The sequence below is a fragment of the Streptomyces sp. A18 genome, assembly GCF_059026065.1.
This window is the reverse complement of sequence record NZ_JBWLKL010000038.1, coordinates 47630-70127: the sequence shown is the minus strand read 5'-3', so window position 1 is coordinate 70127 and position 22498 is coordinate 47630. Positions and strand designations below refer to the sequence as shown.

17 protein-coding genes and 1 tRNA gene are annotated in these 22498 nt (G+C 70.2%); 5 read left to right on the top strand and 13 right to left on the bottom strand.

The features are described 5' to 3' along the window. Position 1: 1 nt before the first annotated feature. A tRNA-Leu gene (locus AC5P1C_RS35950) sits at positions 2 to 86 on the bottom strand. A gap of 140 nt (positions 87 to 226) precedes the next feature. Here AC5P1C_RS35950 and AC5P1C_RS35945 point away from each other — a divergent pair. After that, complete coding sequence (locus tag AC5P1C_RS35945) at positions 227 to 1561, top strand: DUF2254 domain-containing protein (RefSeq protein WP_493870193.1); 1335 nt, start codon at positions 227 to 229, stop codon at positions 1559 to 1561. Positions 1562 to 1591: 30 nt separating this feature from the next. Here AC5P1C_RS35945 and AC5P1C_RS35940 read toward each other — a convergent pair whose 3' ends face one another. The 3 genes from AC5P1C_RS35940 to sucC form a co-directional block, all read right to left on the bottom strand. Further along, the gene (locus tag AC5P1C_RS35940; RefSeq protein WP_493870192.1) at positions 1592 to 3187 is read right to left on the bottom strand and encodes an aldehyde dehydrogenase family protein; all 1596 of its coding nucleotides are present in this window, start codon (positions 3185 to 3187) and stop codon (positions 1592 to 1594) included. A gap of 129 nt (positions 3188 to 3316) precedes the next feature. Further along, positions 3317 to 4195 carry a succinate--CoA ligase subunit alpha gene (sucD, locus tag AC5P1C_RS35935; RefSeq protein WP_493870191.1) on the bottom strand — a complete coding sequence of 293 codons (879 nt, stop codon included), beginning with the start codon at positions 4193 to 4195 and terminating at the stop codon, positions 3317 to 3319. Between the two features lie 11 nt (positions 4196 to 4206). Then, positions 4207 to 5346: an ADP-forming succinate--CoA ligase subunit beta gene (gene sucC / locus AC5P1C_RS35930; protein ID WP_493870190.1), complete on the bottom strand. Its 1140-nt coding sequence runs from the start codon at positions 5344 to 5346 to the stop codon at positions 4207 to 4209. 210 nt (positions 5347 to 5556) lie between these two features. Between sucC and AC5P1C_RS35925 the strand changes: the two genes are divergently transcribed. The 4 genes from AC5P1C_RS35925 (at position 5557) to AC5P1C_RS35910 (ending at position 12158) form a co-directional block, all read left to right on the top strand. Continuing rightward, complete coding sequence (locus tag AC5P1C_RS35925) at positions 5557 to 7251, top strand: thiamine pyrophosphate-binding protein (protein WP_493870189.1); 1695 nt, start codon at positions 5557 to 5559, stop codon at positions 7249 to 7251. Positions 7252 to 7263: 12 nt separating this feature from the next. Next, positions 7264 to 8496: a formyl-CoA transferase gene (gene frc / locus AC5P1C_RS35920; RefSeq protein WP_493870188.1), complete on the top strand. Its 1233-nt coding sequence runs from the start codon at positions 7264 to 7266 to the stop codon at positions 8494 to 8496. A 3-nt stretch (positions 8497 to 8499) separates the two neighbouring features. Beyond that, positions 8500 to 10644 (top strand): acetate--CoA ligase family protein, encoded by a 2145-nt coding sequence (locus tag AC5P1C_RS35915; protein WP_493870187.1) that lies wholly within the window; start codon positions 8500 to 8502, stop codon positions 10642 to 10644. 125 nt (positions 10645 to 10769) lie between these two features. Further along, positions 10770 to 12158, top strand: coding sequence for an OFA family MFS transporter (locus AC5P1C_RS35910; protein ID WP_493870186.1), 1389 nt, complete (start codon positions 10770 to 10772; stop codon positions 12156 to 12158). Positions 12159 to 12233: 75 nt separating this feature from the next. Here AC5P1C_RS35910 and AC5P1C_RS35905 read toward each other — a convergent pair whose 3' ends face one another. From AC5P1C_RS35905 to AC5P1C_RS35865, 9 genes are all read right to left on the bottom strand, one after another. Beyond that, complete coding sequence (locus tag AC5P1C_RS35905; protein ID WP_493870185.1) at positions 12234 to 13403, bottom strand: sugar phosphate isomerase/epimerase family protein; 1170 nt, start codon at positions 13401 to 13403, stop codon at positions 12234 to 12236. A gap of 118 nt (positions 13404 to 13521) precedes the next feature. Then, a complete protein-coding gene (locus AC5P1C_RS35900) occupies positions 13522 to 14898 on the bottom strand; it encodes an alkaline phosphatase family protein (RefSeq protein WP_493870184.1) in 1377 nt (458 codons plus the stop codon). Next, entirely contained in the window at positions 14895 to 16064 is a 1170-nt protein-coding gene (gene eboE / locus AC5P1C_RS35895; RefSeq protein WP_493870183.1) for a metabolite traffic protein EboE, read from the bottom strand. Before eboE ends, AC5P1C_RS35900 begins: the two co-directional genes overlap by 4 nt. A gap of 3 nt (positions 16065 to 16067) precedes the next feature. Further along, entirely contained in the window at positions 16068 to 16916 is an 849-nt protein-coding gene (locus AC5P1C_RS35890; RefSeq protein WP_493870182.1) for a TatD family hydrolase, read from the bottom strand. Further along, a complete protein-coding gene (locus AC5P1C_RS35885; protein WP_493870181.1) occupies positions 16916 to 17599 on the bottom strand; it encodes an EboA domain-containing protein in 684 nt (227 codons plus the stop codon). Before AC5P1C_RS35885 ends, AC5P1C_RS35890 begins: the two co-directional genes overlap by 1 nt. Further along, positions 17596 to 18627, bottom strand: coding sequence for a sugar phosphate isomerase/epimerase family protein (locus AC5P1C_RS35880; RefSeq protein ID WP_493870180.1), 1032 nt, complete (start codon positions 18625 to 18627; stop codon positions 17596 to 17598). Before AC5P1C_RS35880 ends, AC5P1C_RS35885 begins: the two co-directional genes overlap by 4 nt. Continuing rightward, the gene (locus tag AC5P1C_RS35875; RefSeq protein WP_493870179.1) at positions 18624 to 19694 is read right to left on the bottom strand and encodes an SCO3242 family prenyltransferase; all 1071 of its coding nucleotides are present in this window, start codon (positions 19692 to 19694) and stop codon (positions 18624 to 18626) included. Before AC5P1C_RS35875 ends, AC5P1C_RS35880 begins: the two co-directional genes overlap by 4 nt. 161 nt (positions 19695 to 19855) lie before the next feature. Further along, complete coding sequence (locus AC5P1C_RS35870; RefSeq protein WP_493870178.1) at positions 19856 to 20959, bottom strand: inositol-3-phosphate synthase; 1104 nt, start codon at positions 20957 to 20959, stop codon at positions 19856 to 19858. Positions 20960 to 21113: 154 nt separating this feature from the next. Continuing rightward, the gene (locus AC5P1C_RS35865) at positions 21114 to 22493 is read right to left on the bottom strand and encodes a ThuA domain-containing protein (protein WP_493870177.1); all 1380 of its coding nucleotides are present in this window, start codon (positions 22491 to 22493) and stop codon (positions 21114 to 21116) included. Positions 22494 to 22498 lie beyond the last annotated feature (5 nt).

Genomic DNA, 22498 nt, shown 5'->3' with positions numbered 1-22498 from the left:
GTGTCCGAGGGGGGACTTGAACCCCCACGCCCGATAAAGGGCACTAGCACCTCAAGCTAGCGCGTCTGCCATTCCGCCACCCGGACCAGGTGTCTGCCGTTCGCGGGGTGTTCCCCGCGGCGACATGGACAACAATACCAAGCTTTCGGAGTGCCTTTCACCTGCATATCCGTACGTCGGCGGGCGGATGCCCGGCGGCCAGGACCGCCGCGTCTAGAGTCTCACCATGAGTGACGGGCTGATTACTGGAGCGCTCGGTGACGTGAAGGTGCGGCGGCCCCGGCTGCTGTCTCCGTTGCGTGAGCATCTGCGGGACACCATGTGGTTCGCGCCGACCGCCGGGCTTGTGGGGGCCCTGGTGCTGTGGGCCGCCGCGGCGGAGCTGGACAGCCGGATCGTGGCGTCGGCTCAGGACGCCGGGGACTACGACACCGTCGAGAGCCTGATGGGGATCGCCGAGGATGCCAAGGCGGTGATCAGCACCATCGGCTCGGCCATGATGACCTTCATCGGTGTCGTCTTCAGCATCTCGCTGGTGGCGGTGCAGATGGCCAGTGGGCAGTTCAGTCCGCGGGTGGTGCGGCTGTACGTCAGGTCGCGGATCACCAAGATCACGCTCACCGTCTTTCTGGCGACGTTCCTGTTCTCGCTGATGACGCTGACGTCCTTCGACAGCGAGACCGATCCGCGGCGGCTGACGAGCGTGCCGCTCGTCGAGTCGCTCCTGGCGATGGCGATGGTGTTCCTGAGCCTGCTGCTCTTCGTGGCGTACGTGAACGGCACGCTCCGCATGATGCGGATCAGCTTCGTCATCGACCGGATCGCCCGGGAGTCGTTCCGGGTGGCCGTGAAGCACCCGACCGAAGGCGCCGTGGACGACGAACGCCTCGGCCCGGCGACCGACCGGATCACTCACCAGGGGCGGGCCGGCGTGCTGCGGGACGTGCACATCGCCCGCGTCGTGCGGGCGGCCAGACGTCACGGTGTGGTGCTGCGGCTGCTGCCGCGCATCGGGGACTTCGTCATGCCGGGCACTCCTGTGTTCACCGTCCACGGCGGTGCGGCCCCGTCACGGCGCGCCCTGCGGTACACGGTGTCCGTGAGCGTGGAGCGCACCTTCCACCAGGACCTCGGGTTCGGGCTTCGCCAGCTCGCCGACATCGCCCTGCGCGCCCTCTCCCCCGCGGTGAACGATCCGACCACCGCCGTGCAGGCCCTGGACCGCATCATCCAGATCCTGGCGTCGGTGGCCGGACATCCGCTGGGCGCCCTGCGACACCGTGACCGGCGAGGGGCGGTGCGGATGGTGCAGCCCGTGCCGGACTGGACGGCCCTGGTCGATCTCGGGTTCGCCGAGATCCGAGGGTGCGCGGTCGGCAATCCGCAGGTCACACGGCGCATGCTGGCCGGCCTCGACGACCTGCTGCGGCTCGCGCCCGAGGACCGCAGGCGGCCGCTCCTGCGCCACCGCGAGCTGCTCGCCCAGGCGGTGGAACGCGCGGTCCCCGAGGCCGCGGACCGCGCGTTCGCGCTGCTGCCGGACCGGCAGGGCATCGGTTGAACCAGCGCCCGATCCCCGGCCGGCCCCTCCTCACGCCATGAGGTGGTAGCCGGGGAAGTTCCCCGGCGGCCGCTCCGACGCCGAGCCGTGTGTGACGGCCCGTACCAACAGCTCGCCGCCGACGAACGCGCCGCGCCAGGACGCGCCGAACCCGCCGAACAGCTCGTCCCGGTCACCGCGCGAACGTGGCTTCCCGTGGCCCGTCTTGAACGCACGGATCTGCGGCGCGAGACGTTCGTACGTCGCCGGATCGTCGGTCGCCAGCGTGGCGACCAGCGCTCCGTTCGACGCGTTCATGGCGGCGAGCAGCTCCGCCTCCGTGTCGACCAGGACGATGGTGTCGACCGGGCCGAACGGCTCCGCGTGGTGCAGCGGAGAGGACGGGGGCGGGTTGAGGAGCGTGACGGGGTGGACGTACGCATCCGTGTCCTGGCCCGGCAGGAAGTGGCCCGCCGCCGGGGTGCCGCGAAAGAGCGGCACGGCCCCGCGGTCGATCGCTTCCGTCACCTGGTCGCCCAGTTCCTTCGCCTTGGCCGCGTTGATGAGCGGGCCGAAGTCCAGTTGTGGGAACGGGTCTTCGGCGTGCTCGACCGCCAGGGGGTGGCCGACGCGGACGGTGCGCACGGCCGGGAGGTAGGCGGCGAGGAACTCGTCGAAGAGGCTCCGTTGGACGACGAAGCGCGGATACGCCGTGCAGCGCTGCTTGCCGTAGTCGAAGAGCTTGGGGACGACGGCGCTGAGCGCGTCCCAGTCGCTGTAGTTCCAGATGCCCCAGGTGTTGAGTCCTTCCTGTTCGAGGATGTGCCGCTTGCCGAGGTCGGCGACGGCCGTGGCGACGGCGGCGCCCGTGTCACGTCCGCCGACGAAGGAGACGCAGCCGATCTCCGGTGCGCGGACCAGCGCTTCGGACAGCTCTCGGCCGCTGCCGCTCACGAGGGTGACGGGGATCCCTTCGCGGGCGGCAAGGGCGCACGCCAGGGTCAGACAGGCGACGCCGCCATCGGTCGGGGTCTTGGCGATGACCGCGTTGCCCGCGAGTGCCTGTACCAACACTGCGTGAACGAGCACGCTCATCGGGTAGTTCCAGCTCGCGATGTTGGACACCGGACCGTCCAGCGGGGTCCGGCCGTCGAGCATCGGCTCGACGCCGTCGACGTACCAGCGCACGCCGTCGATGGCCCGGTCGACGTCGGCCTGGGCGAGCCGCCAGGGCTTGCCGATCTCCCAGACGAGGAGGAGGGCGAGCAGTTCGCGGTGCTCGGTGAGTGCGTCGAGGGTGGCGGCGACGCGGGCACGCCGCTCCTCCAACGGGATGTGGCGCCAGGCCCGGTGCTGGTCGAGCGAGGCGCGTACGGCCTGGTGGGCGGTGGCGGCGTCGAGGCGCGGCGGGCCCGCGATGGGGCTGCCGTCGACGGGGGACGTGGCGGGCAGGACCCTGCCGTCCGCCTGCCAGGTTCCGTTCCAGAGGTTCAGGACGCGGTCGTCGCGGAAGGCCTCGGGCGCGGCGACGAGGCAGCGGCGCCAGGTGTCAGCCCAGGCCGTACCTGCTTTGAGGACACGGGGGTCGGTGTCGGCGAGGGTGGGTGCCGATCGGGATGTCGTTCGGTGTGTCGTTCGGGATGCCATTCGGGTTCTCCGCTCACGGTGCACAGTCGGGGCGGGAGGTGCATGGCTCACGCGGGGCCGCTCGGTCCACGGCCCGCGTGTGTGCTGGGGGACGCTAGTGCAGTCAGGGCCTGTCACCTATGAGTGACGTCACGCCCCGAGTCGGTCGAGAACGAGACGGGCCGTTTCCGTCGGTGTGGCGCCGACGCGCACCCCCGCGGCTTCCAGCGCCTCCTGCTTCGCGCGTGCGGTGCCGGTCGAGCCCGAGACGATGGCTCCCGCGTGCCCCATGGTCTTGCCTTCGGGGGCGGTGAAGCCGGCGATGTAGGCGACGACGGGCTTGGTGACGTTCTGTTGGATGTAGGCGGCTGCGCGTTCCTCGGCGTCACCGCCGATCTCGCCGATGAGGACGATCAGTTCGGTGTCGGGGTCCTCCTCGAAGGCGGCGAGGCAGTCGATGTGCGTGGTGCCGACGACGGGATCGCCACCGATGCCGACGCAGGTGGAGAAGCCGATGTCGCGCAGCTCGTACATGAGTTGGTAGGTGAGTGTGCCGGACTTCGACACGAGGCCGACGCGTCCGGGTTTGGTGATGTCGGCGGGGATGATGCCCGCGTTGGCCTGGCCCGGGGTGATGAGCCCGGGGCAGTTGGGTCCGATGACGCGGGTGCCGCGCTCCTTGGCGTACGCGTGGAAGGCGACGGAGTCGTGCACGGGGATGCCCTCCGTGATGACCACGGCCAGACCGATCCCCGCGTCGGCGGCCTCGGTGACCGCCGCCCTGGAGAAGGCGGGTGGCACGAAGACCACGGTGACGTCGGCGCCCGTGGCCTCGATGCCGTCGCGGACGGAGCCGAAGACGGGGACGGCACGGTCGTCGAAGTCCACGCTACGGCCTGCCTTGCGGGGGTTGACGCCGCCGACGACGTCCGTCCCGGCCGCGAGCATGCGGCGGGTGTGCTTCATGCCCTCGGCGCCGGTCATGCCCTGGACGAGGACCTTGCTCTCCTTGGTGAGGTAGATCGCCATGTCCCGGCTCCTTAGGCTGCGTTGGTGTGGCCGGCGAGTTCGGCGGCGCGCTGTGCGGCGCCGTCCATGGTGGTGGCCTGCTGGACGAGCGGATGGGAGCGCTCGTCGAGGATCGCGCGACCGCGTACGGCGTTGTTGCCGTCGAGTCGGACGACGAGCGGCTTGGTCAACTGGACGGATTCCAGCGCTTGGACGATGCCGTCGGCGACTGCGTCGCACGCGGTGATGCCGCCGAAGACGTTGACGAAGACGGACTTGACGGCGGGGTCGGAGAGGATGACCGAGAGGCCGTCGGCCATGATCTGGGCGGAGGCGCCGCCGCCGATGTCGAGGAAGTTCGCGGGGCGGGCTCCGCAGCCCGCGACCACGTCGAGGGTGGACATGACCAGGCCCGCGCCGTTGCCGATGACGCCGACCTCGCCGTCGAGCTTGACGTAGTTGAGGCCCTTGGAGGCGGCGGCCGACTCCAGGGGGTCGTCGTGCGCGGTGTCGTCGGCTCCCCAGCGTGCCTGGCGGAAGCGGGCGTTGTCGTCCAGGGTGACCTTGCCGTCGAGGGCGAGGATCTCTCCCTGGGCGGTACGGACGAGGGGGTTCACCTCGACGAGGAGCGCGTCCTCGCGGGTCAGCACCTGCCACAGCTTCACCAGGACGCCGGCGGTGGCCTCGGGGAGTCCCGCCGCGGCAGCGATCTCGGCGGCCTTCGCCTCGTCCACTCCGGCCGCCGGGTCGATCTCCACTCGGGCGACGGCCTCGGGCCTGGTCGCCGCCACCTCCTCGATGTCCATACCGCCCTCGGCCGACGCGATCGCGAGGAAGCGGCCTGCGGCGCGGTCCAGTACGTACGAGACGTAGAACTCCGCGTCGATCTCCACCGGTTGGGCGACCATCACCTTGCGCACGGTGTGGCCCTTGATGTCCATGCCGAGGATCTGGCGTGCCGTGATCTCGGCGGCTGCCGGGTCCGCCGCGACCTTCACACCGCCCGCCTTGCCGCGCCCTCCGGTCTTCACCTGTGCCTTGACCACGACACGGCCGCCCAGGCGTTCGGCGCCCGCGCGTGCCTCTTTGGCGGTGTCGGCGACCTCCGCCGACGGCACCGAGATGCCGTGTTCCTCGAAGAGTTCCCTTGCCTGGTGCTCGAACAGGTCCATTCCGGCTCCTGACGCCTTGTCGTTCCGGGGAGCGAACCCCCCGCCTCCGAAAAGTGCCGCACGCCCCCTGGACACCAATGACCGGATGCGGGATAACAAGCTTCATACAGTATTCGTCGACTGTATGCAATCTACCGCGAGAGCAGCTCCGAGCAGCGTGTGAGCGTGTGTGAGCGCTCCAACTCCCCTACGAAGGGACAGGACTTCGCCATGCCCGACGGCAGCAGCGACACGAACCAGACCCACATCTCCGGTGGGCATCTGGTCGCCAAGGCACTCAAAGCAGAGGGTGTGGAGGTCATCTACACCTTGTGCGGCGGCCACATCATCGACATCTACGACGGCTGCGTCGACGAGGGGATCGATGTCGTCGACGTACGCCACGAGCAGGTCGCCGCCCACGCGGCCGACGGCTACGCGCGCCTGACCGGCAAGCCGGGATGCGCCGTGGTGACGGCAGGACCCGGAACCACGGACGCCGTCACGGGCGTCGCGAACGCCTTCCGCGCGGAGTCCCCCATGCTGCTGATCGGCGGCCAGGGAGCGCACACCCAGCACAAGATGGGCTCACTCCAGGACCTTCCGCACGTCGACATGATGACGCCCATCACCAAGTTCGCCGCGACCGTGCCGGACACGGCGCGCGCGGCGGACATGGTCTCGATGGCGTTCCGCGAGTGCTACCACGGCGCTCCCGGCCCGTCCTTCCTGGAGATCCCGCGCGACGTACTCGACGCCAAGGTGCCGGTCGAGAAGGCCCGGGTGCCGCAGGCCGGGCAGTACCGGGCGTCCACCCGCTCGACCGGTGACCCTGAGGCCGTCGAGAAGCTCGCCGACCTGCTCGTGCACGCCGAGAAGCCCGCGATCCTGCTCGGCAGCCAGGTGTGGACGACGCGCGGCACCGAGTCCGCCATCGAGCTCGTACGGACCCTGAACGTGCCCGCCTACATGAACGGCGCGGGCCGCGGCACCCTGCCGCCCGGGGACCCGCACCACTTCCAGCTCTCGCGGCGGTACGCCTTCTCGAACGCCGACCTCATCGTCATCGTGGGCACGCCCTTCGACTTCCGCATGGGCTACGGCAAGCGGCTCTCGCCGGACGCCACCGTCGTACAGATCGACCTCGACTACCGCACCGTCGGCAAGAACAGGGACATCGACCTGGGCATCGTCGGTGACGCGGGGCTGATCCTGAAGTCGGTCACCGAGGCCGCGTCCGGGCGCCTCAACGGAGGCGCGTCCAAGCGCAAGGAGTGGCTCGACGAGCTGCGCGCCGCCGAACAGACGGCGATCGAGAAGCGGCTGCCGAACCTGAAGTCGGACGCATCGCCGATCCATCCGTACCGCCTCGTCAGTGAGATCAACGACTTCCTTACCGAAGACTCGATCTACATCGGCGACGGCGGCGACATCGTCACCTTCTCCGGGCAGGTGGTGCAGCCCAAGTCGCCCGGCCACTGGATGGACCCAGGACCGCTCGGCACGCTCGGCGTCGGGATCCCCTTCGTGCTCGCCGCCAAGCAGGCACGGCCCGACAAGGAGGTGGTGGCCCTCTTCGGAGACGGCGCCTTCTCGCTGACCGGGTGGGACTTCGAGACCCTCGTCCGCTACAACCTGCCGTTCGTCGGCATCGTCGGCAACAACTCCTCGATGAACCAGATCCGTTACGGCCAGAAGGCCAAGTACGGCGACGAGCGCCAGCGGGTCGGCAACACCCTCGGGGACGTCCACTACGACAAGTTCGCCCAGATGCTCGGCGGTTACGGCGAAGAGGTCCGCGACCCCGCGGACATCGGCCCCGCACTCCAGCGGGCCCGCGAGTCGGGCAAGCCCTCACTGATCAACGTGTGGGTCGATCCGGACGCGTACGCCCCCGGAACCATGAACCAGACCATGTACAAGTGAGGAGCCCGTGCGATGACGACCAAGGCTCTTGAGGGCGTACGCGTCCTCGACATGACACACGTCCAGTCCGGGCCCTCCGCCACCCAGCTGCTCGCCTGGCTCGGCGCGGACGTGGTGAAGCTGGAGGCGCCCTCCGGAGACATCACGCGCAAACAGCTGCGTGACCTCCCGGACGTCGACTCGCTCTATTTCACGATGCTCAACTGCAACAAGCGGAGCATCACCCTCAACACCAAGACCGACCGCGGCAAGGAACTCCTCACGGAGCTGATCCGGCGCTCCGACGTGATGGTCGAGAACTTCGGCCCGGGTGCCGTGGACCGGATGGGCTTCACCTGGGAGCGCATCCAGGAGATCAACCCGCGGATCGTCTACGCCTCGATCAAGGGCTTCGGAGACGGCCCCTACACCAACTTCAAGGCCTACGAAGTGGTGGCACAGGCCATGGGCGGCTCCATGTCGACCACGGGCTTCGAGGACGGACCGCCGCTCGCCACGGGCGCGCAGATCGGTGACTCCGGGACCGGCATCCATGCCGTCGCCGGCATTCTGGCCGCCCTCTTCCAGAGGGAGAACACCGGTCGCGGGCAGCGCGTGAACGTGGCCATGCAGCACGCCGTCCTGAACCTGTGCCGGGTCAAGCTGCGCGACCAGCAGCGCCTGGCGCACGGACCGCTCGCCGAGTACCCGAACGAGGACTTCGGGGACGAGGTGCCGCGCTCCGGGAACGCGTCCGGCGGCGGGCAGCCCGGATGGGCCGTCAAGTGCGCGCCGGGCGGCCCGAACGACTACGTGTACGTCATCGTGCAGCCCGTGGGCTGGCAGCCGCTCACCGAGCTCATCGGGCGTCCCGAGCTCGCGCAGGACCCCGAGTGGGCCTCTCCGGAGTCGCGGCTCCCCAAGCTCGGCAAGATGTTCCAGCTGATCGAGGAGTGGTCGTCGACACTCCCCAAGTGGGAGGTCCTGGAGCGGCTCAACGCCCACAACATCCCGTGCGGCCCGATCCTCTCCACCAAGGAGATCATCGAGGACGCCTCGCTGGCCGCGAACGAGATGGTCGTCGAGGTCGCGCACCCGCAGCGCGGCTCCTTCACCACGGTCGGCTCCCCGCTGAAACTGTCGGACTCCCCCGTGGACGTGGTCAGTTCGCCCCTCCTGGGCGAGCACAACGCGGAGGTCTTCGTCGGTGAGCTCGGCCTCGGCGACGAGGAACTGCGCCTGCTCAAGTCGAACGGAGTGATCTGATTGATGGCCGAAGACCGCGCACTGACGGTGCGGGCGCTCCTCGACACCGTGCGCGCCGAGGGGCGGACCTCGCTGACGGCGCCGGAGGGCAAGATCCTCGCGGACGCCTACGGGATCGCCGTGCCGGGCGAGGAGCTGGCGACGGACGTGGACGAGGCGGTGGCGCACGCGGCCCGCTTCGAGGGGCCCGTCGTCATGAAGATCGTCTCCCCCGACATCCTGCACAAGACCGACGCGGGCGGCGTCATGGTGGGGGTGGAAGGCGCCACGGACGTACGGGCCGCCTTCTGCGAGATCGTCGGGAACGCGCGCGCGTACGCGCCAGAAGCACGCATCGAGGGCGTGCAGGTGCAGGAGCTGCTGCCCTCCGGCCAGGAAGTGATCGTCGGGGCGGTGACCGATCCGACGTTCGGGAAGGTCGTCGCCTTCGGCCTCGGCGGTGTCCTCGTCGAAGTCCTCAAGGACGTCACGTTCCGCCTGGCTCCGGTGGACGCCGACGAGGCGGCGTCGATGCTCGACTCGATCCGCGCCGCCGAGATCCTGCGCGGCGTGCGGGGTGCGCCCGCGGTGGACCGGTGGGCGCTCGCCGAGCAGATACGCCGGGTGTCCCGACTGGTCACCGACTTCCCGGAGATCGCCGAGGTGGACCTCAACCCGGTGATCGCCACTCCGGAGGGGGCCATCGCCGCGGACATCCGCGTCATCCTCTCCGAAGGGGCCCCGAAGCAACGTCGTACGTACACGCGCGAGCAGATGCTCACGTCGATGCGGCGGCTGATGGAGCCCCGCTCGGTCGCCGTGATCGGCGCGTCCAACGAGCAGGGCAAGATCGGCAATTCGGTGATGCGCAACCTCATCGACGGGGGCTTCTCGGGCGAGATCCATCCGGTGAACCCCAAGGCCGATGACATCTTGGGCCGCAAGGCGTACAAGAGTGTCACGGACGTTCCCGGTGAGGTGGATGTGGCGGTCTTCGCGATCCCCGCCAAGTTCGTGGCGTCGGCCTTGGAGGAGGTGGGTCGCAGGGGCATCCCCAACGCGGTCCTGATCCCCTCCGGGTTCGCCGAGACCGGTGAACAGGCCCTCCAGGACGAGATCGTGGAGATCGGCGAGCGGCACGGAGTGCGGCTCCTCGGCCCGAACATCTACGGCTACTACTCGACGTGGCAGGACCTGTGCGCCACGTTCTGCACGCCGTACGACGTCAAGGGCGGGGTCGCCCTCACGAGTCAGTCGGGCGGAATCGGGATGGCCATCCTCGGTTTCGCGCGCACTACGAAGACGGGCGTCTCGGCGATCGTCGGGCTCGGCAACAAGTCCGATCTGGACGAGGACGACCTCCTCACCTGGTTCGGCGAGGACCCCAACACCCAGTGCATCGCCATGCACTTGGAGGACCTCAAGGACGGCCGCGCCTTCGTGGAGGCCGCGCGGGCGACCGTCCCGAAGAAGCCGGTCGTGGTCCTGAAGGCCGGACGTACGGCCGCCGGGGCGAAGGCCGCCGGGTCACACACGGGCGCTCTGGCGGGCGATGACGCCGTGTACGACGACATCCTCAGGCAGGCCGGCGTCATCAGGGCGCCGGGGCTCAACGAGATGCTGGAGTACGCGCGCGCGTTGCCGGTGCTCCCCACCCCGCAGGGCGACAACATCGTGATCATCACGGGTGCGGGCGGCTCGGGCGTACTGCTCTCCGACGCGGTGACCGACAACGGGCTGCGGCTCATGGAGATCCCCGACGACCTGGACGCGTCCTTCCGGACGTTCATTCCGCCCTTCGGGGCGGCGGGAAACCCCGTCGACATCACCGGGGGCGAGCCCCCGTCGACGTACGAGGCGACGATCAGGCTCGGCCTGGAGGACCCGCGCATCCACGCGCTCGTCCTGGGCTACTGGCACACCATCGTCACCCCTCCCATGGTCTTCGCCGAGCTGACGGCCCGTGTGGTCGCGGAGTTCCGTGAGCGCGGCATCGAGAAGCCCGTCGTGGCATCCCTGGCGGGCGATGTCGAGGTGGAGGAGGCCTGCCAGTACCTCTTCGAGCGGGGCGTCGTGGCCTATCCGTACACGACGGAGAAGCCGGTGGCCGCGCTCGGCGCGAAGTACCGGTGGGCCCGAGCGGCCGGTCTGTTGGGGGGCGGTCGATGACGTGACCGGTGTTGGGTCCTGCCGGCGGTGCGCGTCGGCAGGACCCGGGACCCGTGCGCACACGAAAGGAATTGGACAGGGGGCGCTGGCCAGGATCTTTTCGACGCAAGGGGTGCTGAATCAACATGACGACTACCGACATACCAACAGCCGTCCCATACAGGGAGGTGACGGACGCCAACGGCCGGATGTACCGCATCGGCGAGACCGATGTCGACATCATGGGCCGCAAGCGCAAGTGGATGGTCATCCTGCCGTGGATCGGCATGATGGGCATCAGCTCGGCCGAGTACGCGTTCGCGTCGGCCGAGGACACCCTGCACACCGCGCATTCCTGGGGCGACACCCATATCTTCTGGATGCTGGGCGTCTGGGTCTTCTTCCAGGCCGCGGTGGCCTTCCCGGCGGGCAAGCTGCGTGAGAGCGGAAGGCTTCCGGCGCGCTGGGCGATGATGTGCGGCGCCGTCGGAACGCTCCTTGGCTATGTGTCACTGGCGTTCGCGCCGCATGTCGTCGTCGCCTATATCGGCTTCGGCATGTTCAGCGGTATGGGCGCCGGAATGGTGTACGCGACCTGCGTGAACATGGTCGGCAAATGGTATCCCGAACGAAAGGGAGGAAAGACCGGATTCGTCAACGGCGGATTCGCCTACGGCTCCGTGCCGTTCGTGTTCATCTTCACCGGCTTCATGGACCTGACGAACTTCCGCTGGGTGCTCGTGACCGTCGGCCTTTTCCTGGCGGCGATGGTCGCCGTGGCCGGTTACTTCTTCCAGGACCCGCCGAAGAACTGGTGGCCGGCCGACGTGGACCCGCTGCGGCCGCCGGACGACCCGCGGGCCAGGCGCGCGCTGGCGATGAACCCGCCCGCCGTGCGGCAGTACACGCCCAAGGAGGCGTGGCAGACCGGTCGGGTCGCGCTGATGTGGTTCTGCCTGCTGTGCACGTCCGGCGTGAACATCTTCGGTATCGCGTTCCAGGTGGACATCGGCAAGGAAGCCGGATTCGCCGGCGGAATCGTCGCCACCGCCATGTCCTTGAAGGCCATCGTGAACGGCACGGGCCGAGGTGTCATCGGCTGGCTCTCGGACCTCTACGGACGCAAACGCTGCCTGATATTCGTCTGTATCGTCCTGGGCCTCTCGCAGTACGGCATCCTGTGGTCCGCGGACATCAAGAACCTCCCGCTGTTCCTGGTCTTCTCCAGCATCTCCGGATTCGGCGGCGGTGCCATCTTCCCGATGTTCGCCGCGATGACGGCGGACTACTTCGGCGAGAACAACAACGCGTCCAACTACGGCCTGGTCTACAGCTCCAAGCTGGTATCCGGGCTACTGGGCTCCGGCATGGGCGCCGTCGTGGTGAGCAACTGGGGTCACGCCGGGGCCTTCACGCTGGCCGGCTCCATTTCCCTGTTCGCCGGATTCATCGCGCTCTTCCTCTCCCAACCCGGAAGGCCCAAGGACAAGGGCATCAAACCCAATCCGCAACCCCTCGGTGAGGAGACGGCCTGACCGCCTGATCCCCGTTGCGTCACACAGCTCTCGCCGCGCGGCTTCCGCGCGGCGAGAGCTGTGTGTGCGGGCGTATCAGCGCTTCTTGCGGAGAGCCGCCAGGTTGTCGTAACCGATCTTCGCGAGCTTCAGGGACTGGCCGAGGTCGGTGCCGCTCGGCGCGTTGTCCTGCTCGACCATGGGGTTGTGGTAGTACTTCTCGCCGACACGGCTGAAGAAGGTGCGGTAGTCGATGACGCCCTCGCCGAACGCCACCATGTCGTAGCCCTCGCCGCTGGTGTCGTTGCGGGTGCCGTCCTTGGCGTGGAACAGCGGGTAGCGCTTGTTGTTGCGGCTGACGAGCGCCGCCGGGTCGAAGACCTTCTTGCGCTGGGAGCCGTCGTGCGCGGTGTACGTGTGGAACTTGTACTGCGCGACGTGCGCCCAGTAGATGTCCATCTCCAGCCAGACCGACCTCGGGTCGGTGGCCTTGAGGAAGTACTCCAGCCTCCGGATGCCGGAGCTGCGGGTCGGGCGGCCCTGCGCGTCCAGCGGGCCGCCGTCGAGCAGGAAGCCGTACGCCGCGTCGTGGTTGTGGGTGTAGAGCTTGATGCCGGCCTTGCGCGCGATGGCGCCCATGGCGTTCCACTTGTCGGCCGCGACATCCCAATCGGCCTTGTACGAGCTGTTGGTGGGGTCGCCGCCGGTGCCCATGTGGTCCATGCCGAGGATGTTGGCGATCTCCAGGTGCTTCTTGAACGTGTCGAGGTCGGGCTGCGTCAGCGGCCATGACCCCGGTATGAAGCCGTGGTTGCCCTGGGCGCGCAGGCCGTAGTCGTCGAGCCAGGAGCGCAGCAGCTTGGCGCCCTCGACGGACTCCAGGCTGGCGCCGCCTGGAGCGTTGGCGTGCTGGCCGTAGCCCGCGAACTCGACCTGCTTGTAGCCGTAGCGGGCCAGCTCCTTGAACACCTCGCGGAAGCCGGAGGGCAGGGTGGAGGCGAGCGGGTCGCGGCCGGTGGCGTCACGCACCGTGTAGAGGATGAGGCCGCGCTTCTTCGCGGGCACCAGTTCACGGCCGTGTCCGCCGTGACCGTGGTCGTGGCCGTGGCCCTCCGACTGGGCGAAGGACGGTGCCGCGCCGAACACGGGCGCGGCGATCGCGCCCGCGCCGACGGCGGTGCAGGTGCTGAGGAAGCGGCGTCGGCCGATGCCGAGACGCTGTCTGAGGGCCTCGTCGGCTGCGGGAGTCTCGTGGAAGTCGGTCACGGGTACCTCTCTTGAGCTCTTCGACGTGCGGGCGGACGCCACTGGCGCGTTGTCAGTGACGCATGTTTCACTCTTAGTAACTGCTCCTGGCTGGAGGGGTGCTGGGGCGAGGTGTGCCTCAGCCCAGGCCGGCCAGGTCCAGGAGAAGAGATTTCACGGCGGTGGCCGCGATCCGGTCGGGAAGCGCATGGGGGGTGGAGCTGATGACGAGCGGACCTTCGTCGTCGCTCGTGGGGAGGCGACCGTGGCTGCCTCGAATAGGTGACGGGTCAAGGGGCACGACCGCCATGCGGTAGCGCATGCCGAGCTTCTTGCGGGCCAGGGCCTTCGCCGCCTTGACCTTCACGTACGGATCGAGCGGGTCCATGAAGAGCTCGACGGGGTCGTAGCCGGGTTTGCGGTGGATCTCGACGAGCTGCGCGAAGTCGGGCGCGCGGTCGTCGTCAAGCCAGTAGTAGTACGTGAACCAGGCGTCCGGCTCCGCTACGGCGACGAGTTCGCCGGAGCGCGGGTGGTCCAGATGGTGGGCCTTCTTGCCTTCGTCGTCCAGGAGTTGCTCGATGCCGGGCAGGTCGGCGAGTGCCTGGCGGGTGACTTCCAGGTCCTCGGGCCTGCGCACGTAGATGTGGGCGACCTGGTGGTCCGCGACGGCGAAGGCGCGGGAGGTCATGGGGTCGAGGTACTCCATGCCGTCCTGGGTGTGCACTTCGAGCAGTCCCGCGCGGCGCAGGGCGCGGTTGATGTCGACGGGGCGATCCACGCGGGTGATGCCGTACTCGGACAGGGCGACGACGGTGCGGCCCTCGGCCTTCGCCTCGTCGAGGAGGGGGGCGATGGTCGCGTCGAGTTCGGCGGCCGCCTGGTGGGAGCGCGGGTCGTCGGGGCCGAAGCGCTGCAGGTCGTAGTCGAGGTGAGGGAGGTAGCAGAGGGCCAGGTCGGGGTGGCGGGTGCTGATGATGTGGCGCGTGGCGTTCACGATCCAGCGGCTGGAGACGATATCGGCGCCGGGGCCCCAGAAGTGGAAGAGGGGGAACGTGCCGAGTTTCTCGGTGAGTTCGTCGTGCAGGGCCGGGGGCCGGGTGTAGCAGTCGGGTTCCTTGCGGCCGTCGGCGTAGTAGACGGGGCGGGGGGTGATGGTGATGTCGGTGTCGGCGCCCATGGCGTACCACCAGCAGATGTTGGCGACGGTGTAGCCGGGGTGAGCGCGACGCGCTGCGTCCCACAGTTTGTCGCCGGCGACGAGCCCGTTGTGCTGGCGCCACAGGAGTACGTCACCGAGCTCACGGAAGTACCAGCCGTTGCCGACGATGCCGTGTTCGGCGGGGGTGGTGCCGGTGAGGAAGGTGGTCTGGGCGGCGCAGGTGACGGCGGGCAGGACCGTGCCGAGCGGGGCCTGGGAGCCGGACTGGGCCAGGGCCTTGAGGCGCGGCATGTGGTCGAGGAGACGGGGGGTGAGGCCGACGACGTCCAGGACGAGGAGGGGTGTGGGGCTCATGGCAGTTCCTTCAGGCCGAGGTCCGTCAGGAGATCGCGGGCGAGGGTGAGCTCGGCGGCGATGCCGTCGGCGAGCTGGGGGCGGGAGCGGGGTCGCAGTTCGGGCGGCAGCGCCTGCCAGGTGTAGGTCTCGACCTCGAGGTGACGGGTGCGGGGCGCGGGCCCGCCGACCAGCTGGGCGAGGGTTTCCTTGAGTACGGGAAGCGTGGAGGTGAGGGGCGGCGCGGGAGCCGCGTGCAGGGGGACGTGGAAGTGGGCGCGCCAGGGTGCGGTCTCGGGCAGGGCGTCGCCGGCGAGGGATTCGCCGAGGTCGTCGGTGCCGCGCAGTCCGTCCGCGGTGCGGGTGCGGGTCTGGTGCAGGAAGCGGGGCTCGTCGAAGGCGGCGAGGGCCTCGCGGACTCCGGGGAGGTGGGGGTGTTCGGCGTGCAGGGCGGCGGAGAGCTGGGACTTGACGACGGGGATGCCCGCGGCGGCGAGCGCGTCGAGCGCGGTCCGCGGGTCCTCGAAGGAGGTGGCGAGGTGACAGGTGTCGACGCAGACACCGATGCGGTCGTGACCGATCGCGGTGAGGGGGGCGATCGCGTCGCCCGTGGTCTCCACAGTGCAGCCCGGCTCCGGTTCGAGGCCGATGCGGATGGACTTGCCGGTCAGATCCGCGAGTGCGTCCAGACGCTGGGCGAGCACGGTGAGGGCCGAGCGGGCGGCCTCCGCGCGGGTGGCGTCGAAGGGGGTGCGCCAGGCGAGAGGAAGGGTGGAGATGGTGCCTTCGGTGACGTCGTCCGGAAGGAGTGCGGCGAGCAGCCGGGCCAGGTCGGTCGTGTGGGAGAGCCGCTCGGGGTCGGTCCAGTCCGGCTTGTAGACGCGGTATTTGACCTCTTCGGCGCCGAACCCTTCATACGGGAATCCGTTGAGGGTGACGACTTCGAGGCCGCGGCGGTCGAGTTCGGTGCGCAACCCGCGCAGCGCGGCGGGGTCGGTGACCAGGGCGTGCGCGGCGTCCTTGGCGAGCCACAGGCCGATGCCCAGGCGGTCCCTGCCGAGCCGTTTGCGCACGGGTTCACAGTGGTCGCGCAGTTGCGCGAGGACGCCGTCGAGGGTCTCGGCCGGGTGGACGTTGGTGCAGTACGCGAGGTGGACGACGCTGCCGTCGGGGTGCCGGAAGCGCATGTCTCACTCCCCGCCGCGGAGGATGGAGTTGCCCTCGTGGGTGCCTTCGGTGTCCGTGACGTCGAGCGCGAGGCGGCCGCTGAGTCCGTAGAAGGCGACCGGGTTGCGCCAGAGCACCAGGTCGACGTCGTCCTCGCTGAACCCGGAGGCGAGCATGGCGTCGGCGACCTTGCGGGTCTTGAGCGGGTCGCTCTTGCCCCAGTCTGCGGCCGAGTTGACCAGGACCCGCTCGGGCCCGTGGTCGCGCAGGATGGTCACCATCCGGTCCTCGTCCATCTTGGTGTCGGGATAGACGGAGAAGCCGAGCCAGCAGCCGCTGTCCTTGGCCTCCTTGACCGTGGTCTCGTTGAGATGGTCGATGAGGACCCGCTCCAGGGGCAGGGCGGATTCCCGGACGACGTCGATGGTGCGGCGCAGACCGGCGAGCTTGTCGCGGTGCGGGGTGTGGACGAGCGCGGGCAGCTCGTGGTCGGCGGCAAGCTGGAGCTGGGCGGTGAGCGCGGCGTCCTCGGCGGGGGTCATGGAGTCGTAGCCGATCTCACCGACGGCGACGACGTTGTCCTTGACCAGATACCGGGGCAGGTCGTCCAGGACGGGGGTGCAGCGGGGGTCGTTCGCCTCTTTGGGGTTGAGGGCGATGGTGCAGTGGTGCGCGATGCCGTACTGGGCCGCGCGGAAGGGCTCCCAGCCGAGGAGCGAGTCGAAGTAGTCGAAGAAGGAGGCGGGTGAGGTGCGGGGCTGGCCCAGCCAGAACGCGGGCTCGACGACGGCTCGGACGCCTGCGGCGTACATGGCCTGGTAGTCGTCGGTGGTGCGGGACGTCATGTGGATATGGGGGTCGAAGATGCGCATCAGGACTCCTGCTCCTCGCCGGTGGAAGGGGTCACGGGGGACGGTGGCGCCTCTGCGGCCGCGGGGGCTGTAGGGGCGGTCAGGGCCAGGACGCGGTGCAGGTCGCCGGGGACGGTGCGACCGGCGGCCGTGCGTTCGCCGGCGTAGTCGCCGAGCATGCGGGCCAGTTCGGCATCGGCGCGGGCGCGGCGGTCGAGTCCGGCGACGGCATCCACGGGGACGCCGGTGAACAGGCACTTGAGAACCGCGTGGCGCCAGTCGTGCGGGGCGAGATGCCGGGCGGCGTACGGGCCGACGGCGGCGGCGACGAGCCGGGTGTCGTTGGTGCGCAGGGCGTCCTCGACCAGGGGCAACGCCTCCGGGCCCTGGACCAGGTGCGGCAGGGCGTGCAGGACGGCGCGGCGCTCGGCCGCGGTGCCTTGTTCGTAGACGCGGGTAAGGGTGGCCGGGTCCGCTTCGGCCGCGTGCAGGAGCAGTACGCGGGCGGCGTCGGCGTGGTCCTGGCCGCAACGTCGCCCGGCTTCGGCGAAGCGCAGCTCCCAGACGGGGGGCTGCTTCTGCTCCGGTCGTCCGCGGTGGGCGGCGGCCTCCGCCGTGGCCTGGTCGAGCCAGGCGCGGGCGGCCCCGTCCAGGTCGGCTTCGAGACGGGTGCGGAGGTCGTCGATGACGGGGGCTTCGGTCACGGGGTTCCTCCTCTGACTGGGGTGGCGGCCGGGGCGGGGCGGACCGCTTCCGTGGCCGCCTTGTGCAGGAACTCGATGGAGTGGGAGGCGAGTTGGGGACCCGCGTGGGAGTGGCGTGGCAGTTCTACGACGGTGAGGCCTTGGTAGCCGGTGGAGGCCAGGGCTTCGAGGACGGGCGGGAAGTCGATCTCTCCGTCCCCGAACGGGAGGTGCTCGTGGACGCCGCGGCGCATGTCCTCGATCTGGACGTGCCGCAGCCAGGGGCCGGCTGCGCGCACGCAGTCGGCGGGGGACTGCGGTTCGAGGCACTGGCAGTGGCCGATGTCGAGGGTGAGGCCCAGGAGCCGGGGGTCGCCCAGTGCGTGACGGAGCCGGTGGAAGTCGGCGAGGGTGGAAAGGAGGTGGCCGGGTTCGGGTTCGATGGCCAGGGGCACGTCCGCGCCGGAGGCGGCGTCCAGTACGGGGCCGATGGCTTCGGTGAGTCGCTGCCAGGCGGTGTCGTCGGGGGTGCCTTCGGGGGTGATGCCGCTGAAGCAGTGCACGGCGTGGGCGCCTAGGTCGGCGGCGACCTGGACGGCACGGATCAGCAGGCGGACGCGGGCGGCGCGCGCGTCCGCGTCGGGGTCCAGGAGCGAGGGGCCGTGCTTGCGGCGCGGGTCTAGCACGTAGCGGGCGCCGGTCTCGATCGTCACCGTCAGACCGAGCCGCTCCAGGGTGCGGGCCACGTGGCGGGTGCGGGCGGCGAGGTCGGGGGCGAGCGGGTCGAGGTGCATGTGGTCGAGGGTGAGTCCGACGCCCGCGTAGCCGAGGTCGGCGAGCAGGCCGAGGGCGTCGTCGAGGCGCAGGTCGGTCAGGCCGTTGGTGCCGTACCCGAAGCGGAAGGGGTGCGGGGCATGCGCCCCTTCGGCGGCGCCGCTCGTGCTCCGTGCTGCCCCCCGCTTCGTCGCCCCGGTCGCCTCGGTCACCCCCCTCGTCCCGGTGGCCTCGGTCGCCCCGGTCTCACCCGTCCACCCGGTCGTCCCGGTCATGTGACGCTCACCTTCCGGCCGAACTTGCGGGCCGCAGGCGCCAGAGCGGCGGTCAGCAGGGCGGAGCCCAGGGCGCCCGTGCGGGCGGAGAGCGCGGCCTGGAGCGGGATCATGGCCCGGATGCCGCCGCCCACGGCCCGCTGGGTGAGCTGGGGTGACGGGTTGAGCGCGGCGTGGAAGAGGGGACGGGCGGCGGTGGCGGCGTAAGTGGCGGCGAGCGCGGCCTGTACCGCGCCGCGGACGCTGACGGTGCGCCGCGCTCCGGGCTCCGGTCGCCCTGAGGTGGAGCCCGGTAGGCCGCAGGTGGCTGCTACACGGCGGCCTACCGGGAGTTGAAGGGCGCCGACCCCGCCCCCGGTGCCTGTACCAGTGGCTGTGCCGACCCTCGTGCCGGGGCCACCCCGGGCCAGCACCTGCGCCAGCGCGGCTGTGGCGGCGAGCGCGCCGAGTGGTGCCGCCACGGAGCCGCCCTGAGCCTCGCGGCGCGAGACCGCGGTCACCGCGAGAGTGTGGGCGCCCAGGACTAGGGCGGTGGGCACAGCCGCCCGGAGGCCGGGGTCGGCGGGCTCTCTGGAAGGGGCGGCGCGGGGGCGGGGAAAGCCGCCCGGCGGTTGGTTCCGTGCCGTGGCCGCCGCCCCCAGGAGCAAGTCGAGGGCGCGGGCCGTGGCCATGGCCGCCGGGCCCGCGGGAGTGTGCTTCAGGCCCAGGTCGTACGCCCATACCGTGGCCGCCAAGCCGCCCGCCACCGTCAGCGCGGGTCGGCCCGCGGCGGCGGCCAAGGCAAGGCCTCCCGCCGTCAGTGCCGCGGCCGCGCCCAGTGCGGCGGACGGGGCGATGCGGCCGGACGGCAACGGTCGGTGAGGGCGTTCGATCGCGTCCTCCGCCCGGTCCGCCCAGTCGTTGAGGGCCATGCCCGCTTCGTAGAGGGAGAGAGAGGCGGCGATGGCGAGGAGAGTGCGGCGGTTGGGACGCAGCCCCGTCGCCGCCGCGCCGGCGAGGGCGTCGCCGGGGACGGTGAACAGGGCGGAGACCCGCAGCAGTTCGGCCCAGTCACGGCCCGCGCCCATACGCGAGCCATGGCCTGCACCCGAACCCGATCCACGGCCCGCACCCGCCTCCGAGCCATAACCCGCACCCGACCCCGAACCACGGCCCGCACCCGACCCCGAAACCGAGCCTGCCCCCGAGCCCGCACCCCCACCGACACCACCGACACCACCGACGCCCCTCACGCACCCACCCCCCGCAGCCGCGAAGCGAACCCCGCGAGTGCCGTGTACTGCTCGGCGAGGGCCGATGAGGAGCCGTCGTCCGGGTCCTTGAAGTAGAAGCCCAGTTCTCCCAACGGGCCTGACAGGCCCCTCTCGTGGGCGCGGGCCAGCAAGCGGGCCAGGTCCAGGATCAGAGGTGCCGCGAGGGCCGAGTCGCAGCCCTGCCACGTCGTCTGGAGGACCATCCGCGCGCCGAGGAAGCCGTCGAACGCGATGTGGTCCCAGGCGGTCTTCCAGTCACCCAGCGACGGGACGTCGTCGATGTGGACCTCGCCCTCCGGGGCGGAGCCCAGCGTGTCCGCGAGCACCCGCTCCTTGCCCGCGTTCTTCGCCGCCGCCGCTGCCGGATCCGCGAGGGCCGCTCCGTCGCCGCCGCCCAGGAGGTTCGTGCCCGACCAGGCGCGGACGGCCAGCGCCCGCTGGGCGAACATCGGGCCGAGGACCGAGCGGAGCAGTGTCTGGCCGGTCTTGCCGTCCCGGCCCGCGTAGGGCAGCCCCGACGCGGCGGCCGCCGCAGCGAGTGCCGGGTGGTGCAGGCCCGTCGACGGGGTGAAGTTCACGTACGGGCAGCCCGCCCGCAGCGCCGCCGCCGCGTAGAGAGAGCTGGCGGGCAGCCGCCCCTCGCCCTCCGCGGGCAGCGGTTCCGTCGAAGCCACGTTCACCACCACCGCACGGGCCAGCCCTCGGCGGCGTACGAAATCGCGGAGGTCGGCGGCGAAGGAATCGATCAGTTCCTCGTCCGTCCTGCCGTCGGAGTCTCCGCGGCGCGGCCCGCCGGTGCGGATCTCCGCGTCCGCCGCGGCGAGTTCCGCGCCCACCGCCGAGGGGACGCCGTGCGGGAGCACGCCCCCGGCTGCCAGTTGCTCCGCACGCTTGGGCAGCGGGCACTCCATCACGTCGTGGCCGCCGAAGACGAGCGACGACAACGTTGGCAGGCCGCAGTCCGCGAACGGCCGGGTCTCCGTGACCATGCCGGTGGGCGGGTGCAGACCGGCCGCCACGGCCGCGCATCCCGCGACAGCCGTCGTGGCGACCGAACCTCGCGCCCCGATCAGCCACACCCCGGTAGGACCACTGGTAGTCGGACCACCAACAGAAGGAGAGGTGGAAGAGGGGGAAGAGGAATTGGACACGGCTGCCTCCTGTCGTACGCGCGCGAACGCGCAGGGAAGAAAGACGGCGGGCGGAGGTCCGGCGTCCTCCGCCCGCCGTCGTCTAGCGGCCCACCCCGGACGCGGTGCGGGCCGGCAGGTCCTTCACCCGGATGTCGCGGAAGGAGACCTGGTCGTCGGCACCGTGGTTCTGGATGCCGATGTGACCGTCCTTCAGGCTCCTCGCAGGATCCGTGTTGGTGAAGTCGTTGATCTTCACTCCGTTGAGATAGATCCGAAGGCGTTCGCCCTCGACCCGGAGCTCGTAGGTGTTCCACTCCCCCGCCGGGTTCAGCGCCTTGTCGCGCTTCTTCAGGTCGGCGGACTTGAAGCCGTAGACGGAACCGGTGGTCTTCTCCGGTACGTCCGTGGCGTCGATCTGGATCTCATAGCCGTTGTTCACGGCCGACCAGGGGTCGTCGGAGGCCGGGAAGCCCACGAAGATCCCGGAGTTGTCGTCGCCTTCCATGCGCCAGTCCAGCTTGAGGGAGTAGGAGCCGAGCTCCTTCGCCCCGTCGTACCAGAGCATGCCCATGCCGCCGACCGTCGTCAGGGTGCCATCGTCCTCGTTCAGGGCGAACGAGCCGGGGCCCGCCTGCTTCCAGGCCTCCAATGACTTGGCCGTGCCGTCGAAGATCGGCGAGTAGCCCTTCTCCGGACGGCAGTCGGCCTGCGCCGCACCCGTCGCCCAGCGGATCCCGCCGAGCAGATGCGTGCGGTACGCGGGATCCGCGAACGACTCCTTGGTGTGACCGCTGCCCGTGTAGAAGGAGCGGCCCCCCTGGTAGTCCTGGCACCAGGCGATGGGATGGTCGCCCGACATGGAGCCGCCCGAGTAGGACGACTCGTCGAGCGAGGCGAGGACGTGGGCGCGGTCCCGGGGATTGGAGCGGTAGTTGTACCACTCGTCGGTCCGGTCCCAGATCCCCGGCAGATGCGCGGTGGCCGGGTGCCCGTGGTCCTCGACCTGCACCTTCGCGGGCTGGATCGCGGGGTGCGACTGGAAGTACGCGCCCGCGAGCCCGCCGTAGAAGGGCCAGTCATACTCGGTGTCGGCGGCGGCGTGGACGCCCACGTATCCGCCGCCCTTCTTGATGTAGCCCTCGAACGCCGCCTGTTGCTTCCCGTCGAGGACGTCGCCGGTCGTGGAGAGCCAGATCACGGCGTCGTACTGCGCCAGGTTCTCGGCCGTGAAGGCCTTGGCGTCCTCGGTCGCGTCGACGGTGAAGCCGCCCGCCGCGCCGAGCTCCTTGATGGCCGCGATGCCGTCGGGGATCGAGTCGTGGCGGAAGCCCGCGGTCTTGGAGAAGACCAGGACCTTCTCGCCCGCTGTCGGACCCGTCGAACCCGAGGGCTCGGGCTTGGAGGCCGCGGGGCCCGAAACGCAGCCGATGAGCAGAGCGGCGGTGCCGCTCGCGATGGCGATCCGTGCGGATGCGCGCATGGTGA

Excerpts from the sequence above, each read along its gene's own strand:
- AC5P1C_RS35945 (WP_493870193.1), top strand. The coding sequence starts at position 227 with ATGAGTGACGGGCTGATTACTGGAGCGCTCGGTGACGTGAAGGTGCGG.
- AC5P1C_RS35940 (WP_493870192.1), bottom strand. The coding sequence starts at position 3,187 with ATGGCATCCCGAACGACACACCGAACGACATCCCGATCGGCACCCACC.
- sucD (WP_493870191.1), bottom strand. The coding sequence starts at position 4,195 with ATGGCGATCTACCTCACCAAGGAGAGCAAGGTCCTCGTCCAGGGCATG.
- sucC (WP_493870190.1), bottom strand. The coding sequence starts at position 5,346 with ATGGACCTGTTCGAGCACCAGGCAAGGGAACTCTTCGAGGAACACGGC.
- AC5P1C_RS35925 (WP_493870189.1), top strand. The coding sequence starts at position 5,557 with ATGCCCGACGGCAGCAGCGACACGAACCAGACCCACATCTCCGGTGGG.
- frc (WP_493870188.1), top strand. The coding sequence starts at position 7,264 with ATGACGACCAAGGCTCTTGAGGGCGTACGCGTCCTCGACATGACACAC.
- AC5P1C_RS35915 (WP_493870187.1), top strand. The coding sequence starts at position 8,500 with ATGGCCGAAGACCGCGCACTGACGGTGCGGGCGCTCCTCGACACCGTG.
- AC5P1C_RS35910 (WP_493870186.1), top strand. The coding sequence starts at position 10,770 with ATGACGACTACCGACATACCAACAGCCGTCCCATACAGGGAGGTGACG.
- AC5P1C_RS35900 (WP_493870184.1), bottom strand. The coding sequence starts at position 14,898 with ATGAGCCCCACACCCCTCCTCGTCCTGGACGTCGTCGGCCTCACCCCC.
- eboE (WP_493870183.1), bottom strand. The coding sequence starts at position 16,064 with ATGCGCTTCCGGCACCCCGACGGCAGCGTCGTCCACCTCGCGTACTGC.
- AC5P1C_RS35890 (WP_493870182.1), bottom strand. The coding sequence starts at position 16,916 with ATGCGCATCTTCGACCCCCATATCCACATGACGTCCCGCACCACCGAC.
- AC5P1C_RS35880 (WP_493870180.1), bottom strand. The coding sequence starts at position 18,627 with ATGACCGGGACGACCGGGTGGACGGGTGAGACCGGGGCGACCGAGGCC.
- AC5P1C_RS35875 (WP_493870179.1), bottom strand. The coding sequence starts at position 19,694 with ATGGGCGCGGGCCGTGACTGGGCCGAACTGCTGCGGGTCTCCGCCCTG.
- AC5P1C_RS35865 (WP_493870177.1), bottom strand. The coding sequence starts at position 22,493 with ATGCGCGCATCCGCACGGATCGCCATCGCGAGCGGCACCGCCGCTCTG.